Source organism: Cupriavidus sp. D39, from assembly GCF_026627925.1.
In the GTDB taxonomy this organism is placed as follows: domain Bacteria; phylum Pseudomonadota; class Gammaproteobacteria; order Burkholderiales; family Burkholderiaceae; genus Cupriavidus; species Cupriavidus ulmosensis.
In genome coordinates, this window is record NZ_JAPNLE010000009.1 from 5,180,699 (window position 1) to 5,196,204 (window position 15,506).

Here is a 15,506-nt window from a genome sequence, read left to right on the forward strand (position 1 = left end):
CTCGTTACAGACGTGGCCGGGTGACTGACTGTTTCGAAAAGGGGAGTAATCATGCAAGCGTCAACCACTGTACGCGCCGAAGCGACTTCCGGCGTTGCGCTAACACTCGGCCTGTGTTTCGTGGTCGCACTTCTGGAAGGGCTGGACCTGCAATCGATTGGCGTGGCCGCGCCGCGCATGGCGCGCGAGTTCGGGCTCTCCGTTGGCCAGATGGGACTGGCCTTCAGCGCCGGCACGTTCGGGCTCTTGCCGGGCGCCATGCTCGGCGGCCGCTTGGCCGACCGGATCGGCCGCAAGAAAGTCCTGATCGTGGCGACCGCGCTGTTCGGGATCTTCTCGATCGCTACCGCGCAAGCCTGGGACTTCTGGAGCCTGCTTGCGATCCGTGTTGCGACCGGCATCGGGTTGGGCGGTGCCATGCCGAACCTGATCGCCATTTGCTCCGAGGCCGCGCCATCACGGCTGCGGAACACCGCCGTCAGCATCATGTACTGCGGCATTCCGTTCGGCGGCGCCATCGCGGCCATCATCGCCATTGTGTTTGCCAGCGATACCGGCTGGCGCCATATCTTCTATGTGGGCGGATTCGGCCCATTGGTGGTCATTCCGCTGCTATTGATGCTGCAGGAGTCGCGGCGATTCGACCGGCCCGCGGGCGACGCCATCAAGCCCCACCCGTGAGCTGGGCGTTGTTTGGCGAGCGGCGTGCCACGGCGACATTCTGCATCTGGATCAGTTATTTCTTCACGCTGATCGTTCTCTATTTCCTGCTGAATTGGCTGCCTTCGCTAATGGTCTCCAACGGCCTGACGCGCGCACAGGCCGGATGGGTGCAGATCCTGTTCAACATCGGCGGCGGCTCGGGCGCCCTGTGCATCGGCATGCTGATGGACCGTGGCCGCCCTGCCGCGGTGGTCTCGGGTATGTACGTGGGGGTCATCGTCGCGCTGGCTACCCTGGCCGGGGCGTCGGGGATGAACTGGATGGCGATGGGTGCGTTTATGGCAGGCCTCTTCGTCATCGGCGCCCAGTCCGTGCTGTATGCGCTGGCCGCTGCCTACTACCCGATGGCCGTACGCGGTACCGGTGTCGGCGCCGCCGTAGCGGTGGGCCGTCTTGGCTCGATTGCGGGGCCCATGCTCGCGGGGCAGTTGCTGTCGATGGGGAAGAGTTCGGCAACCATCATCGGCGCCAGCATTCCCATCACTATCATCGCCGCCCTTGCTGCGCTCGTGCTGTTGCGGCGTCCCGCTGCAAAGGACTGACTACGCCGGAGAACAGCACGACTTGAGGGTCGCCGGGCAAGAGCCGGATGACCCGATCCCAACAAAAAGAATCATCCACTCGCGGGAAAGAGGAGAAGCGGGACCATGAAGAACGAGCAGAAGGCATGCAGCGCGCGCATTGTGTTGGCGGCGTTGGCATTGTCGGCATTGCCGACCGTGGCGTCGGCACAGTCGGTCACGCTTTACGGCGTGGTCGATACGGGCGTCGAGTATGTCAGCAACATCGGCGCGGCCAAGCAAAGCGTGGTGCGAATACCCAATGTCACCGGTACCGTGCCGTCGCGGTGGGGTCTGCGCGGCACGGAAGACTTGGGCGGCGGGCTGAAAAGCGTCTTTGTCCTGGAGTCCGGCTTTGCGCCCGACGCGGGCACTTCGGGGCAGGGTGGCCGGCTTTTCGGACGGCAGGCCCTGGTCGGCCTGTCAGGGGACTGGGGCCAGATCGCGCTGGGACGACAGTACACCATGCTGTTCTGGGCAATGCTCGATCCCGACATCCTCGGCCCTCAGGTCTATGGAACGGGATCCCTCGACAGCTATATACCGAACGCGCGGGCCGACAATGCAGTTTCATACAAAGGCACGTTCGGCGGGCTGACCGTGGGTGCCACCTACAGTTTCGGTCGCGATACGGTCAACGCCGGGCCCAGCCCGGTCGGCACCAACTGCGCGGGGGAGAACCCTAGGGACAAATCTGCCTGTCGGGAGTGGTCCGCACTGATCCAGTACGCCACCAAGACCTGGGGTGTGGCTGCGGCCTACGATTCGCAGCGCGGCGGCCCTGGCGCCTTTGCCGGCCTCACCAGCAGCGGCCTGAAAGATGACCGCCTGTCGCTCAATGGCTACGTGCTGCTGGACAGGACCAAAATCGGGTTGGGTGTCATCCGGCGCGACAACGAGGGCAGCCCGACGCCGCGCAGCGAACTCTGGTATGGCGGTGTCGCTTACGACATCACCCCGGCCTTCACCCTTGCAGGGCAGGTCAACTACCTGAAGTTTCACAACAGCGACAACAAGGCGATCCTGTACGCATTGCGCGGCACCTATGCCTTCTCGAAGCGCACCTCTGTCTACACGACAGCCGGCTACATCAACAACGGCGGTCAGCTTGCACTATCTGTCAGCAGTGGTGCGGCGGGAAGTAATCCGCAACCCGGGGCTCACAGTTCGGTGTCATGATGGGCGTCAAGCATATCTTCTGACGCGCGCTGTATGCCGGGCCTGGTTAAGGCGGGCGTGATCAAAGCGAGCGATATCGGGCGTTGGTGGGAACGGCCTTGGCGAAGCGTGGTGAGGCGGGTCTCCGACTCCCAGGTGACGGCCATGCGATCTACGAACTTGTTCCCCGATTGCCTATCGTCGCGCGACCGCGGCATAGCCCATGCTCAGGGCAGCGTGTTGGAGGATGTCAGCAATCCAGCTCTGTCCAGACCCTTCGCGATGCGGCCCAGATCCTCCGGATTCCTGAAGGGCATACGGGCGATGCGATCGGCGAACGAGTAGGCCGGGTTGATGGCGATGAGCTCGTCCCAGACGCCACGCGCTTCGTCGAGATATCCAAGGTTCCCGAGTGCCGAAGCGAGATAAGCCCGGCTCATGTCTGTCTGAGGGACAAGGAGGATGCGCTCCCGCAGGATCGCTACGGCTGTTTCATAGTCGCCGGCAACGATATGGGCCACGCCAAGATGGTGCAGATAGCCCTGGGTGAAATAGGGATCGAGCCGCATGGCCCGCTCCAGATCGCGAATCGCCACCCGAGGGTGCCCCGAATAGATATTCAGCGTTGCCCGGAGAGACAGTGCTGGGGCGAAATTCGGGTTGAGCGAGAGCGCTTCGTCGACTTCGAGAGCCCAGCGCCTAAAGTCTTTCCGGTACATCGCGACCAATGCGGCCACGCCGTGCGCGAACGGCTCGCCCGGGTCGCGCACGATCGCTTTGTCGACCAGATCCTCGGCTTCGGCGAGCGAGCGTTCGGGGTCGTCGGTCCAGCGGTTGTAATAGGCATGGGCGAGGGCCATGCCTAGCGCCGCATAGGGGGCCGGATAGTCGGGATCGAGCGCGATCGCCTGCCGGAACAGGTCGCTCGTTCGCTCGAAGACGGCGACATTCTGCGTCGCGCCCCGCTGCATCGCTCGGCCTCGCAGGAAGCACTGGTAGGCTTCCATATGCGTCGTTCCACCGGATGCAACGCCGGGGCATAGGGCGACCTCAACTGGGCTCAACGCGGCGCTTAGCTCAGCAACGATCTTTCGAGCGATCTCGTCCTGCACCGCGAACATGTCATGAAGTTCCCGGTCGTATCGTTCGGCCCACAAATGGCTACCGCTCACCCCATCACTCAATTGCGCGACCACGCGGATGCGGTCGCCGCTCTTCCGAATACTCCCTTCGACGATGTAGCGGGCGCCGAGCTCGCTGGCGATGCGTCGCACGTCCATGGGCTTGCCCTTGTAGGCAAAGCTGGAGCTTCGGGCGATCACGATCAGGCCCGGGAACTTCGATAACGTCGTGATGATCTCGTCGGCCAGCCCGTCGGCGAAGAAGTCCTGATCGGTATCGTTGCTGAGATTGGCGAACGGGAGGATCGCCAGCGACGGCTTTGGTGAAGGCTGGTCGACAGCGTCTTCGGACGTCGTAATCGAGCCCTTAAAACAATATCCAATGCGCGCAATGGTGGTGATCCACACCTCGCCATCGGGCGCGAGGCCAACCGCCTTTCGCAGCAGAGCGATCTGGACCGAAAGATTGCTCTCCTCGACGACGGTCCCAGGCCAGGCCGCGTCCATGAGCTCCGCTTTGGTGACAATCTCTCCCTGCCGCTTGAGCAGAGCGGCCAACAGCAAGATGCCCCGGCGCCCAACCGCCACGCGCTCCCCTTCCGCTGCAGCGTCCCGTTGTCGAGATTGAGTAAGAACGGCGCGAAGGTGAAACGCTGTCCCTGCATATGACTCCGTGCTGCAACGGTTTTGGGAATTATTCGGACATTATTCGGCAGCCCTTCAATACTCCAGCGCTTGCTGTCGCGATACTGCTCCACGCCGCGGCCCTTTGGTCCATTTTGGCAGCCGCAGAAAAACGGGCCGCCGTACAAAAAGGGGAGGCAGACGAAATGACAATCCTACCATCGCCCGCGCCGTCAGTCGCGAGCCAGACGGCCATCGTGCTCGTGCATGGCGGCTTCGTGGATGGCTCCGGCTGGGAAGGCGTCTACAAGATCCTGAAGAGGGACGGCTACGACGTCAATGTGGTTCAGAACGACACCCGATCGCTTGCCGGCGACGTGGCGGGGACCCATGCCGCCATCGACGCGCAGGACAAGCCGGTGATCCTGGTCGGCCATTCCTATGGCGGGGTGGTCATCACGGAGGCTGGCAACCATGCCAAGGTGGCGGGGCTGGTCTATATCACGGCGTTTGCACCGGACGCTGGCGAGTCCGTCGCGACGCTGATCGCCAATCCCGCGCCAGGCGCGCCGGTTCCTCCGATCCTGCCGCAGCAGAACGGGTTTCTCCTGCTGGACAAGACGAAATTCGCCGAGGCCTTCGCGGCGGATCTCGACCCTGCCAAGGCGGCCTTCATGGCCGACTCCCAGATCCCGTGGGGCCCGGACGCACTGAATGGCGCGGCCACCGTTGCGGCCTGGAAGACGAAGCCGAGCTGGTATCTGGTCGCCAAAGACGATCGAATGATCCCGCCCGACGCTCAGCGCGCCATGTCAGAGCGTGCCGGTTCCACCGCCGTCGAGCTCGAGGGAAGCCATGTGATCTATATGTCTCAGCCCGGTGGTGTGGCCGAACTGATCGAGGCGGCCGCCGAAGCGGTCACGGTTTCCGGGAGCACAAGTTCCGCAGTGCAATTGACCTCGGACAGCAGTAACGCCTGACGAGCACACACTTCCATCACACTTTATCAATGAGGTATCAGATGCGACCCAATTCTTTCTCCTCCTGGCGCACCGTTCTTGGCATGCTGGGCTTTACGTCACTGGCCATCGGCGTCATGGCGCCAAGCCCTGCCGCGGCCGAGCGTGTCAACAACGTGGTGCTCGTCCACGGCGGCTTCGTCGACGGTGGTGGCTGGGAATCGGTATACAAGCTCCTGAAGGCCAAAGGCCTCAATGTCAGCATTGTTCAAAACCCCACGACGTCGCTCGCGGCCGACGTGGCTGCCACCAAAGCGGTGGTGGACGCGCAAGACGGCCCCGTGGTTCTGGTGGGCCATTCGTACGGGGGGTGGTCATCACGGAGGCCGGCAATGACCCCAATGTCTCGCGCCTGGTCTACATTGCGGCGTTTGCCCCGGACAACGGCGAATCCGTTCAAAAACTGATCGCCAATCCCCTCCTGGCGCTCCGGTGCCCCCATCCTGCCGCCGGTCAATGGCTTCCTGATGCTGGACAAGACGAAGTTCGCTGCGGCCTTCGCTGGCGACGTAAAAGCTGAACGTGCCGCCTTCCTGGCGAACGCCCAGGTGCCATGGGGCGTGGACGCTCTGGCTGGTGAAGTCGCCTCGGCTGCCTGGCGTACGAAGCCGAGCTGGTACCTGGTCACCAAAGACGACAAGATGATTCCACCGGACGCTCAGCGCGCGATGTCCAAGCGCGCCGGCGCCACGGTGGTTGAAACTCCGGGGAGCCATGCCGTAGTACGAGTCGAAGCCTGCTGCTGTCGCGGCCCTCATCGAGCGGGCCGCTACTTCGAAAAACTAGGCACAGCGCAAAGCGCATGACGCCCTTCGAGCTGAGCCTTGAAGGGCGTTTTGCCAAGCGGGCCTTACAAGTCACGTCCACGCAAGTCTCTTGCGGCAGCATGACAGGGTCCAGCAGCCGCTCCAGGGACAGGAACCGTACGCGCTGGCACGGCCGGCAGCTTCGGGGTGTCGCGGTCGGCTTCCTCCTGGTTGCAGATGGCGGCGCCGCGAGGTGCGTGACCTGAGACGAAGGCGGCGGCCGCTGAACTTTGGATCTCGCGCCAGGCGTTGTATCGCATTCTGGCGACTGCCGGCACTATCGACCCTCCCCACTGGACTATGACAGTTTAGTGACTGCCTGATCTAAAACTAGGTGTTCATGTAATTCTCCTGCCACATTCCTACCGCATCCTCCTGGCGAACTCAACAGGGGAGCAATCATGAGAAAAAGCCAATACTGGTGGCGGCGATGATGTCGATGGCCTTGGCTGCATGCGGTAGCGATGGCGACAGCGCCAGCAATGGCGGTGCCGGCAAGGCTGCCATACCCGCCACGGCGCCAACCAAGAACGTAGTGTTCTTCCTCGGCGACGGCATGGGCCTGGCCACGATGACCGCGGCGCGCATCTACAAGGTGGGCGAGGATGGCGAGCTGACCATGGACACGCTGCCGGAAACCGGCTTCGTCCGCACTTACTCGAATAACGCCCAGGTCACGGACAGCGCGCCTTCCATGGCGGCCTACATGACCGGCGTGAAGATGAACAACGAGGTTATCTCCATGTCGGCGGACACCAGCGCCTTCGACATCAATGGCAAGGATTACCTGTCGGGCGCCGACAGCACCTGTCCCACCTCAGGCAATGGCACCAGTGTGCCGACCTTGCTGGAGCAGATGAAGGCCGCGGGCTACGGTACCGGCGTGGTCACCACCACCCGCATCACCCACGCCACCCCGGCAGCTACCTACGCGCATATCTGCCACCGCGACGGCGAGAACACCATCGCCGCCCAGATCGTGCCCAACGGCCCGGGCTACAACACCGCGCTCGGCGATGGCGTCGACGTGATCTTCGGTGGCGGCCGCAAGCACTTCCAGCCGACGACCGTCAGCGGCGGCGCGCGTACCGACAAGCGAGACCTGCTGGCCGAGCTCAAGACCGCGGGCTACACCTACGCGGCCAACCGTGCCGACTTCGACAAGATCGATCCGGCGTCGGCCAAGAAAACGGTGGGCCTGTTTACCGCCAGCCACATGGCCTACGACCTGGATCGGGTGCCCGCCGACGAACCCAGCCTGGCCGATATGACCGGCAAGGCGATCGACCTGCTGGCAGCGAAGAAGAAGGGCTTCTTCCTGATGGTCGAGGGCGGCCGGATCGACCATGCGCTGCACGAGACCACCGCGCGCAAGGCGCTGCAGGATACGGCCGCGTTCGACGATGCCATCAAGTCTGCCATCGCCAAGCTCAACGTCATCGACCCGGGCCTGAAGAATACGCTGATCGTGGTGACCGCCGACCATGACCACACCCTGGTGCTCAACGGCTACGCCAAGCGCACCGGCCCGACCAGCGACAGCAACCCCGGCGTGCTGGGCTTGCTGAAGAACTATGTCACCGGCGCCTACAACACCGACACCACCGGCAACCCGTTCACCATCATCGGCTTCGGCAACGGCGAGAACCGCCCGGCCGCGCGTGGCGCGCTCACCGATGTCCAGGTGTTCGACAAGTCCTACCACCAGGAAGCGGTCATTCCGATGGCCGCGGGCGGCGAAACGCACGGTGGCACCGATGTCTTCATCGGTGCATTGGGCAACGGCGCGAGCAATTTCACCGGGGTGATGGACAACACGGAAGTGTTCGGCCTGATCAAGAAATCATTGGGTCTGTGAACCCAACGCTGACGGAATAAAACCATGAAAAATACGATGATCGGCCTGTCGGCTGCCGCGCTTGCCGCCGCCTGCCTCGCCACGCCCGCGCTGGCCGCGGGTGAAGCCCGCAACGTGATCTTCTTCCTTGGTGATGGCATGGGCCCCACCACGGTCACCGCCTCGCGCATCTACAAGTATGGCGAGAGCGGCAAGCTGAACATGGAATCGCTCAAGCGCACCGCGCGCATCAAGACCTATTCGAACGATGCGCAGACCACCGACAGCGCGCCGTCGATGGCGGCCTACATGACCGGCGTCAAGATGAACAACGAAGTCATCTCGATGTCGGCCGACACCAAGGCCAGCGATGCCACCGGCAAGGGCTATGTGTCGGGCTCCGACACCACCTGCCCGGCAGGCAACGGCTCGCCGGTGACCACGTTGCTGGAGTTGTCCAAGGGCGCCGGCAAGGCGGTGGGGGCGGTCACCACCACGCGTGTCACACACGCCACGCCGGCAGCCACCTTCTCGCATATCTGCCATCGCGACGGCGAGAACCAGATCGCGGCCCAGGCCACGCCCGGCAACGTTCTCTTCAATCCTGCGCTCAAGGATGGCCTCGACGTGCTGCTGGGCGGCGGGCTGCGCCACTTCATTCCCCTGGGCGCCCCCGGCACCAAGCGCACGGATGCCACCAACCTGACTGCACAATTCCAGAGCGCCGGCTACACCTATGTCAACACCGGCACGGCGCTGCGCGCGGTGGATCCTGCCGCCACCGGCAAGCTGCTCGGCCTGTTCAACCTCGACCACATGAACTACGAACTGGATCGGGTCAAGAACAACGTCGACGAGCCTAGCCTGGCCGACATGACGGAGAAGGCCATCCGCGTCCTGGGCAAGAATCCCAAGGGCTATTTCTTGATGGTGGAAGGCGGCCGCATCGACCACGCGCTGCACGGCACCAACGCCAAGCGCGCCCTGGAAGACACCATTGCCTTCGACGACGCCATCAAGCGCGCGCTGTCGATGGTCGACCTATCCAACACCCTGGTGGTGGTCACGGCGGATCATGACCACACCATGACCATCAATGGCTATTCGCATCGCGGCAACCCCATCCTGGGCAAGACCACCGATGTGAAGACCAAGCAGCCGCAGGCCGCGGCCGACGGCAAGCCTTATACGACCCTGGTGTTCGGCAACGGCGGTACCCCGCGCAAGCCGACGCGCGACGACCTGACCTCGGTGGACACCACGGATGATGCGTATCTGCAGGAAGTCGGTGTGTTGCTGGGCACCCCGGGCGCGGAAACTCATGGTGGCGGCGACGTGATGCTGTTTTCCGGCGGTGCGGGCAGCGGGCCGCTTAAGGGCACCATTGACAACACCAAGGTGTTTGGCGTGGTCAAGACGGCGCTGGGCTTCTAACGCCGACGATCCGACGAACTGAGGTGCATTGCACGCCGGCACTCTGCCGGCGTGCCCATATCCCGAGAACGAGATGCAAGCTTGCAGCATATCTGGCCGACCTACCACTCGGCCCATGGCCGCTTTTTAGTGCGCCGGACGATCTCTGTGCTAGGTGGCCTGCTGGTCTGCCTGGCCGCCATCGCGAGCCCCGCGGCGCTTGCCGCGTCAGCCAAGACACCCTCGCGCTGCGCGTCGAGCATCAGCTCTCGTCGCATGGTAGTGACGGCGTCAAGCGCGACGTTGCCTTCGCGGAGCACGTCTACCGCTCCGGCGACGCTGTGTGGATCGAACGCGAACTGCCACCCGGGGCGGGGCATGCAGCTGAGCATGCCTCGGCCGGCGCCGGCCACAAGCATGCCGATCTGTCCACGGCGGCCCGTTGGATCGAACAAACGCCCGGGGGAAAGCTATCGGTGCGCTTGGTCAGCGATCCTTTGAAGAAGACCTTCGCTGTCAACCCGGCAGAATACGGCAATATCGGCTTTGACGGCTCCTGGGCCACTGCCTACCATCTGCTGGATCCGGCTGCGCTCAAGAAAATGAAGGCGGTGGGGCCAGTACGCGGCGGCGCGCAGCAATACGAATTGCGGCGCGCGGATGAATCCGTCATGGTTTTGTGGGACGTCGCGGGGCAGTTTCCGCGCTCAGTGCAGTCGCGCAGTGCCGGGGAAAGTCCACCAAGTACACGCGGGTGACCGTCGTGGCCACACCGCAGCGCGCGCCATGGGCACGCACCGCGCACTACACGCGCGGCGAGTACACCGATCTCATGGACTGAGGACGCTCACCTCGTGCAACGTGTACATCGCGCTCCCCGTGGGCGCCTGCGGACGCACGCGCGGTGGTGGTCGTGGTTTCAAGGGGGGCGGTGGCGGAGGCAGTTCCACACCCTGGGATAGGCTGTGCAAGAAATTGCTCAACCGACCCGCTGAGGTGACGCGCTCTTCGCAGCCGGGTCACAAGCGCGGCGCCTCGCCCAGTGGCCGCTCCCACCACTGGGCTCACGTCCATTCGCCGGATCAATCCTTCTCGATCCTTCTTTGATCAGCAGCCTGTATTACTCGCGGACGAAGCGCGCTCCGGTAGTGGGCCGTACGGCACGCAGACGACGGCACGCAGACGATTGGCCCCGGGAATCGGTGAAGAACTTTTTTGCGTGTTTTCTTTTGAGGGGGGTGAATCGCCGGGACTGGAGGGCCGACAGAAGCGGAGCGCCAATGGAAAAAGCCGGAAGCATTGCTGCTTTCCGGCTTTTAGAATTCGCTGGTGGGGCGTGAGTGACTCGAACACTCGACCTACGGATTAAGAGTCCGCTGCTCTACCAACTGAGCTAACGCCCCAACGAAGAAAAAGATTGTATCACCGTTTTTGAGTTTGTCAAACCCCCTGCGTAATTTTTCCTGCGCGAGGGTGCTCTGGAAATGCCACGTGCGATTTCGCCGTCGTGCGTGCAACGCCCTGGCAGCCTTGTCCCCGCGCCATGCACCGAACACAGGCACTCACGCCGCGGGAACTCGCCCGAGGCTTCGGCAGTCTTGCTTGGGGGTGAGCGAGGCGTAGGCCTTTGCGGACGAGTCGGGCCGACCCATGTTAGGATGATTCTTCACTTGCAATGGAGGGCTGCACCGATGGATATCAAGTTCCAAGAGCAAGAGCGTTACGATATCAACAATGAAGGCTTGCTATTTCACGCCGTTGTCGACGGCCAACCAGTCACCTGCGTGGTGACCCGTGAAGCGCTGTGGGAAGGCTTCAGTGCCGACCAGGTGTTGTCGCTGGAAGAGGCATTCCGCGCCGGACGTGAAACCATCGAGCGTGCTGCGGTGGTGCTGATCGAGCAGGGTGCTGCCCAGCCAGTGGTAGTCAAGCGCGCCCATGTGGCGCCGCTCTGAAGCGGATCCCAGTCCGGGCCGGTCATCGGTCCGATCCCGGGCTACCGCTTCAAGTCATTGCGGCTTCTCGCCGCCTGGCGCCGGTTTCCCGCCGGCGTTTCTCTTTTCATTCCCCCGCTCATCACTGATCTTCCCGGTCTCGCTGGTTGCATTGATCGCGCTGGCCACACTCAAGCCGGTTTTGCCTGATAGCTCGGCCCGCCCGGGCGGCTCGCGCATTCTTCGAAGATGCGTGCCTGGCATTGCGCACAGCCTGCGGGATCGAGGCGCGCAATGATGGTGTGCAGCGCCTGCCGCTTGGTGGAAAAGATGTGGCCCTCGCCTAGCTTCAGTGCGAAGCCGGTCTGGTCCCACGTCTGCAGCACCTGCGTGCGCGGACGATGGAAATACAGGTCGCCGCCAGTGGCGCGCCGCTCGCTCAGCTCGCTTTCCCACATCTCGGCGCCGGCCAGGTCGATGAAGTTCATGCTCTTGGTCATGGCCAGCAGATGGATCTGGCCGGGGTAGGCGCTGCGTGCCTCGTGCAAGCGGTCCGTCACGTACTGGACCGCGCCGAAGTAGATCGCGCCTTCCATGCGCAGCAGCTTGAGCTGGGGGCATTCCGGTTGCGGACGATGCAGTTCGTCGAGCGGCGTGAAGCGCCGGTCGGGGTCGTCGGCGTCCGGGACCAGGCTGCGCACCGCCGGGCGCGAGGTGCGATAGAGATAGGCCACCAGCGACAGGATGGTGCCGAGCAAGACCGCCATCTCCAGGCGGATGGCCAGCGTGGCGACAAAGGTGCTGATGGCGATGGCGAATTCCGTGCGGCTCAGGCTGGCAATACGGCGCAGCCGGCTGAGATCGAACAGGCCCCAGGCCACTAGCAGCAACATCGCGGCGATGGCGGCCAGCGGGATCTGCGCCAGCAGCGAGGCACTGGCCGTGACCAGCACCACCAGCAACAAGGCCGAGAAAATGCTGGCCAGCGGCGTCTGCGCGCCGGCCTCGTAGTTGGGCATGGAGCGGTTCAGCGAGCCGCAGGAAATATAGGCGGAGAACAAGCCACCCGCGATATTCGACAGCCCCTGCCCGATGAACTCGCGGTTGGCATCGATGTGCTGGCCCGAACGCAGCGCCACCGCCTTGGCGATCGAGATCGACTGGCCGAGCGCCACGATGGTCAGCGCTGCGGCAATGCCCAGCAGGTCGGGGATCGCCTGCCAGGAAATACTCGGCAGGTGGAAGGGCGGGATGGCCGACGGAATCGGGCCGACCACATTGACGTGGCGCGCGCCCGCGCTCCAGCCCGGCGCGTTGAGCAGCAGGGCGACGCCGTAGCCCGCCAGCAGGCCGATCAGCATGAAGGGCAGGCGGCGCGAGATGCGCTTCACCGCAATGGTCACCGCCAGCGTGATCGCGGCGACCGTGAACGCGCTCCAGTTGATGCCGTCGGCATTGTCCAGCAGGAAGCGCACCACGCCGAAGGCGCTCGTGCCCGTCGGCACGGCCAGCCCGAACAGGTCCTTGAGCGCATAGAGCCCGATCAGCGTCGCCGCGCCGCACGTGAATCCAAGCAGCACCGAGGGCGAGATGAAGTTGGCCAGCGTGCCAAGGCGCAAGGTGCCCACGGCAAGCTGCAGCAAGCCAACCATGATGGTGACGGCGAGCGCCAGGTTGATGTACTCGGGACTGCCGGCAAATGCCACCGGGCTCAGCATGGCGAACAGCGCCAGCGAGTTGGCGTTGGTCGGGCCGGACATGACATGCCAGCTGGAGCCGAACAAGGCTGCCACGATGCAGGGAATGACCGCCGCGTAGATGCCGTATTGCGGCGGCAGGCCGGCGAGCGTGGCAAAGGCCACGCCCTGCGGCAGCACCAGCACCGCGCCGAGCAGGCCCGCAACCAGGTCCGCACGCAAGGAGGCGCGGCTCACGCGGTGACGCCATGCCGGCAACAGGCGCCCGAGCATCCGGTCGCTTGTGCCCCGCGCAGCTGGGGCCGTCATGCTTGCGGGTCTCGCTCGCCGAGGCTCACCAGCAATTCGTCGATGGCGCCATAGACCTTGCCCAGCCGCTCGGCGCCGATCATCTGCTCGAGCTCCTCATAGCGGCGGTCGATCAGCGGCTCCATCTCGGCGATCAGGACGCGGCATTTGTCGGTCAGCGAGATCAACTGGCGGCGCTGGTCCGTGGTGGAGCGCGAGCGCAGGATCAGGCCCGCTTCCTCCATGCTCGACAGCATGCGGGTAAGACTCGGGCTCAGGATCAGGCAGGCATCGGCGAGCTGGTTGGGCTCCATCTCGCCTTGCTCGTTGAGGGTGCGCACCACGCGCCATTGCTGCTCGGTCATGCCGTGCTGGCGCAGGATGGGCCGAAAGCCCGCCATCAACGTTTCGCGGGCTTGCAGCAGCAGGTGGGGAGGTTGCGGTGGCGGAAGGTAGCCGGTTTCATGCCCGCAAGTGTAGCCGTGCAGCCGCCCGGACGCGAGCCGGTGGCTACCCGGATATGCTGAGCGCTGGCTGGGCGGCTGGCGCTCTGGCGCAACGCCTCAGCCCAGGTCGAGCGTGGCCACCACCGGTGTGTGGTCCGACGGCTGCTCCCAGGTGCGTGGCACGCGATCGATCACGCAGGCGCTGCACGCCTCGCGCAGGGCCTGCGACAACAGGACGTGGTCGATGCGCAGGCCGGCGTTGCGGCGGAACGCAAACATGCGGTAGTCCCACCAGGAGAAGCTTTTCTCCGGTTGCTCGAACATGCGGAACGCGTCGGTCAGCCCAAGCGCCTCCAGCGCCCGGAACGCGTCGCGCTCCGGTGGCGACACCAGGTTCTGCCCCTCCCACTTCTTGGGATCGTGCACATCCCGGTCTTCGGGCGCGATATTGAAGTCGCCCAGCAGCGCGAGCTTCGGGTACTTCACCATCTCCTCCTGCAGCCACGCGGTGATCGCCTTCAGCCAGCCCAGCTTGTAGGTGAACTTGTCGGAGTCCGGGGCCTGCCCGTTGGGGAAGTACGCGCACACCAGGCGCACGTCGCCATAGGTCGCCGCCACCACGCGCTGCTGGGCGTCGTCAAAGGCGGGGATATTGCGCACCACGTCGGTTGGCGTCGCCATGGTGGCATTGCGCGCCAGGATCGCCACGCCGTTGTACGTCTTCTGGCCGGTGAACACGCTGTGGAAGCCCGCGCTCTCCAGCTCGGCCAGCGGGTACTTGTCGTCCGGCATCTTCAGCTCCTGCAGGCACAGGGCATCGATCGGCGTGTCGGCCTTTTCCTGCTCGATCAGCCAGTCCAGCACCTGCGGTAGCCGGACCTTGAGCGAGTTGACGTTCCAGGTTGCGATTCTCATGTTTGTCCTAGCTATTTGAAAATTAGTGCGAGCGGGGCGTAGTGTTATCGGGGCCCGCCATGCCGGCCTGTAGTTTTATCACGCCTCGGCTGAAAGTCCACTTCCGCTTGACCGCATGCATCGCACGGTTGTGCTAGACTAGTCAGGTAACTAGTCATTCTGTGATCATGAAAACCTGGCCTGTGCAAGACGCCAAAGCGCGTTTCAGCGAATTCCTCGATGCGTGCCTAGCGGACGGGCCGCAAATGGTGACCAGGCGCGGTGCCGAAGCAGCCGTGCTCGTGCCGGCGGCGGAGTGGCGCCGATTGCAAGCCGCCGCCAGGCCGTCCCTCAAGGCGTTGCTGCTGTCGGACAGCGCGCGTACCGAGTATCTGGTGCCGTCGCGTGGTGCGGCGCGCCGTCGGCGCGTCGTGCCAATTCGATAAGCGGCTCGCATGTATCTGCTCGACACCAACGTCATTTCCGAACTGCGCCGGCCTCGCCCGCATGGGGCGGTTGTCGCCTGGCTCCAGTCGGTAGCCGACAGCGCCCTGCATTTGTCGGCCGTCACCCTCGGCGAGATCCAGGCCGGCATCGAACTGACGCGCGATCAGGACGCCGCGAAGGCGGACGCGATCTCGCAGTGGGCCGATCAGGTCTGCGCCGCGTATAACGTGCTTCCCATGGATGCGCAGACTTTCCGCCTGTGGGCATGCCTCATGCACGGCCGCTCTGACACGCTGTATGAAGATGCGATGATCGCGGCCACGGCGAAGCGGCACAAGCTCACCGTGGTAACGCGCAACGTCAGCGACTTCGCGCATTTTGCCGTCGACGTATTCAATCCGTTTGAACCGAGTCCGGGCTGAGGGAGGCCTGAAAAAGCTGCGCGTTGATTCGCCTGGGGTGTGGTTGGGCAGTGGAAGGGGCAGCGTTGATCGGCTTCTACTACATCAGGCAGCGCGCTTGCAGCGTGTTGCGCCGGC

Annotated in this window: 9 protein-coding genes, 1 tRNA gene and 5 pseudogenes; 10 read left to right on the forward strand and 5 right to left on the reverse strand. The window is 64.0% G+C overall.

From position 1 onward, the window contains the following. Positions 1-51 precede the first annotated feature (51 nt). Positions 52-1,265 (forward strand): annotated as a pseudogene (mhpT, locus tag OMK73_RS36250) (3-(3-hydroxy-phenyl)propionate transporter MhpT). Positions 1,266-1,370: 105 nt separating this feature from the next. Next, positions 1,371-2,485: pseudogene (locus OMK73_RS36255) on the forward strand (porin). A 183-nt stretch (positions 2,486-2,668) separates the two neighbouring features. Here the strand turns inward: OMK73_RS36255 and OMK73_RS36260 are convergent. Then, entirely contained in the window at positions 2,669-4,150 is a 1,482-nt protein-coding gene (locus OMK73_RS36260; RefSeq protein ID WP_267606225.1) for a winged helix-turn-helix domain-containing tetratricopeptide repeat protein, read from the reverse strand. A 293-nt stretch (positions 4,151-4,443) separates the two neighbouring features. Here OMK73_RS36260 and OMK73_RS36265 point away from each other — a divergent pair, with 293 nt between their 5' ends. From OMK73_RS36265 to OMK73_RS39515, 5 genes and pseudogenes are all read left to right on the forward strand, one after another. Continuing rightward, positions 4,444-5,166 (forward strand): alpha/beta hydrolase, encoded by a 723-nt coding sequence (locus OMK73_RS36265; protein ID WP_267606226.1) that lies wholly within the window; start codon positions 4,444-4,446, stop codon positions 5,164-5,166. 116 nt (positions 5,167-5,282) lie between these two features. Then, a pseudogene (locus OMK73_RS38570) lies at positions 5,283-6,011 on the forward strand (alpha/beta hydrolase). 433 nt (positions 6,012-6,444) lie between these two features. Further along, entirely contained in the window at positions 6,445-7,869 is a 1,425-nt protein-coding gene (locus OMK73_RS36280; protein ID WP_267606637.1) for an alkaline phosphatase, read from the forward strand. 24 nt (positions 7,870-7,893) lie between these two features. After that, complete coding sequence (locus tag OMK73_RS36285) at positions 7,894-9,282, forward strand: alkaline phosphatase (RefSeq protein WP_420715634.1); 1,389 nt, start codon at positions 7,894-7,896, stop codon at positions 9,280-9,282. Positions 9,283-9,411: 129 nt separating this feature from the next. Continuing rightward, positions 9,412-10,102 (forward strand): annotated as a pseudogene (locus tag OMK73_RS39515) (hypothetical protein). A 486-nt stretch (positions 10,103-10,588) separates the two neighbouring features. Here OMK73_RS39515 and OMK73_RS36300 read toward each other — a convergent pair. Then, positions 10,589-10,664: transfer RNA gene (locus tag OMK73_RS36300), tRNA-Lys, on the reverse strand. A 288-nt stretch (positions 10,665-10,952) separates the two neighbouring features. On the opposite strand from OMK73_RS36300, the gene OMK73_RS36305 reads away from it, so the two are divergent. Continuing rightward, positions 10,953-11,216 (forward strand): DUF1488 domain-containing protein, encoded by a 264-nt coding sequence (locus OMK73_RS36305; RefSeq protein ID WP_006159541.1) that lies wholly within the window; start codon positions 10,953-10,955, stop codon positions 11,214-11,216. 170 nt (positions 11,217-11,386) lie between these two features. Here the strand turns inward: OMK73_RS36305 and OMK73_RS36310 are convergent, their stop codons facing one another. The 3 genes and pseudogenes from OMK73_RS36310 to xth form a co-directional block, all read right to left on the reverse strand. Next, entirely contained in the window at positions 11,387-13,165 is a 1,779-nt protein-coding gene (locus OMK73_RS36310) for a SulP family inorganic anion transporter (RefSeq protein ID WP_267606639.1), read from the reverse strand. Positions 13,166-13,197: 32 nt separating this feature from the next. Continuing rightward, positions 13,198-13,646 (reverse strand): annotated as a pseudogene (gene hpaR / locus OMK73_RS36315) (homoprotocatechuate degradation operon regulator HpaR). Between the two features lie 97 nt (positions 13,647-13,743). After that, positions 13,744-14,541: an exodeoxyribonuclease III gene (xth, locus tag OMK73_RS36320; protein WP_267606231.1), complete on the reverse strand. Its 798-nt coding sequence runs from the start codon at positions 14,539-14,541 to the stop codon at positions 13,744-13,746. Between the two features lie 167 nt (positions 14,542-14,708). On the opposite strand from xth, the gene OMK73_RS36325 reads away from it, so the two are divergent. Together OMK73_RS36325 and OMK73_RS36330 are read left to right on the forward strand one after the other, a co-directional pair. Further along, the gene (locus tag OMK73_RS36325) at positions 14,709-14,966 is read left to right on the forward strand and encodes a type II toxin-antitoxin system Phd/YefM family antitoxin (RefSeq protein WP_267606232.1); all 258 of its coding nucleotides are present in this window, start codon (positions 14,709-14,711) and stop codon (positions 14,964-14,966) included. Positions 14,967-14,975: 9 nt separating this feature from the next. Continuing rightward, positions 14,976-15,389 carry a type II toxin-antitoxin system VapC family toxin gene (locus tag OMK73_RS36330; RefSeq protein ID WP_267606233.1) on the forward strand — a complete coding sequence of 138 codons (414 nt, stop codon included), beginning with the start codon at positions 14,976-14,978 and terminating at the stop codon, positions 15,387-15,389. The last annotated feature ends 117 nt before the right edge of the window (positions 15,390-15,506 follow it).

Bases quoted from the DNA above. Each gene is read 5' to 3' on its own strand.
- OMK73_RS36280 (WP_267606637.1), top strand. From the start codon at position 6,445: ATGTCGATGGCCTTGGCTGCATGCGGTAGCGATGGCGACAGCGCCAGC.
- OMK73_RS36285 (WP_420715634.1), top strand. From the start codon at position 7,894: ATGAAAAATACGATGATCGGCCTGTCGGCTGCCGCGCTTGCCGCCGCC.
- OMK73_RS36305 (WP_006159541.1), top strand. From the start codon at position 10,953: ATGGATATCAAGTTCCAAGAGCAAGAGCGTTACGATATCAACAATGAA.
- OMK73_RS36310 (WP_267606639.1), bottom strand. From the start codon at position 13,165: ATGCTCGGGCGCCTGTTGCCGGCATGGCGTCACCGCGTGAGCCGCGCC.
- xth (WP_267606231.1), bottom strand. From the start codon at position 14,541: ATGAGAATCGCAACCTGGAACGTCAACTCGCTCAAGGTCCGGCTACCG.
- OMK73_RS36325 (WP_267606232.1), top strand. From the start codon at position 14,709: ATGAAAACCTGGCCTGTGCAAGACGCCAAAGCGCGTTTCAGCGAATTC.
- OMK73_RS36330 (WP_267606233.1), top strand. From the start codon at position 14,976: ATGTATCTGCTCGACACCAACGTCATTTCCGAACTGCGCCGGCCTCGC.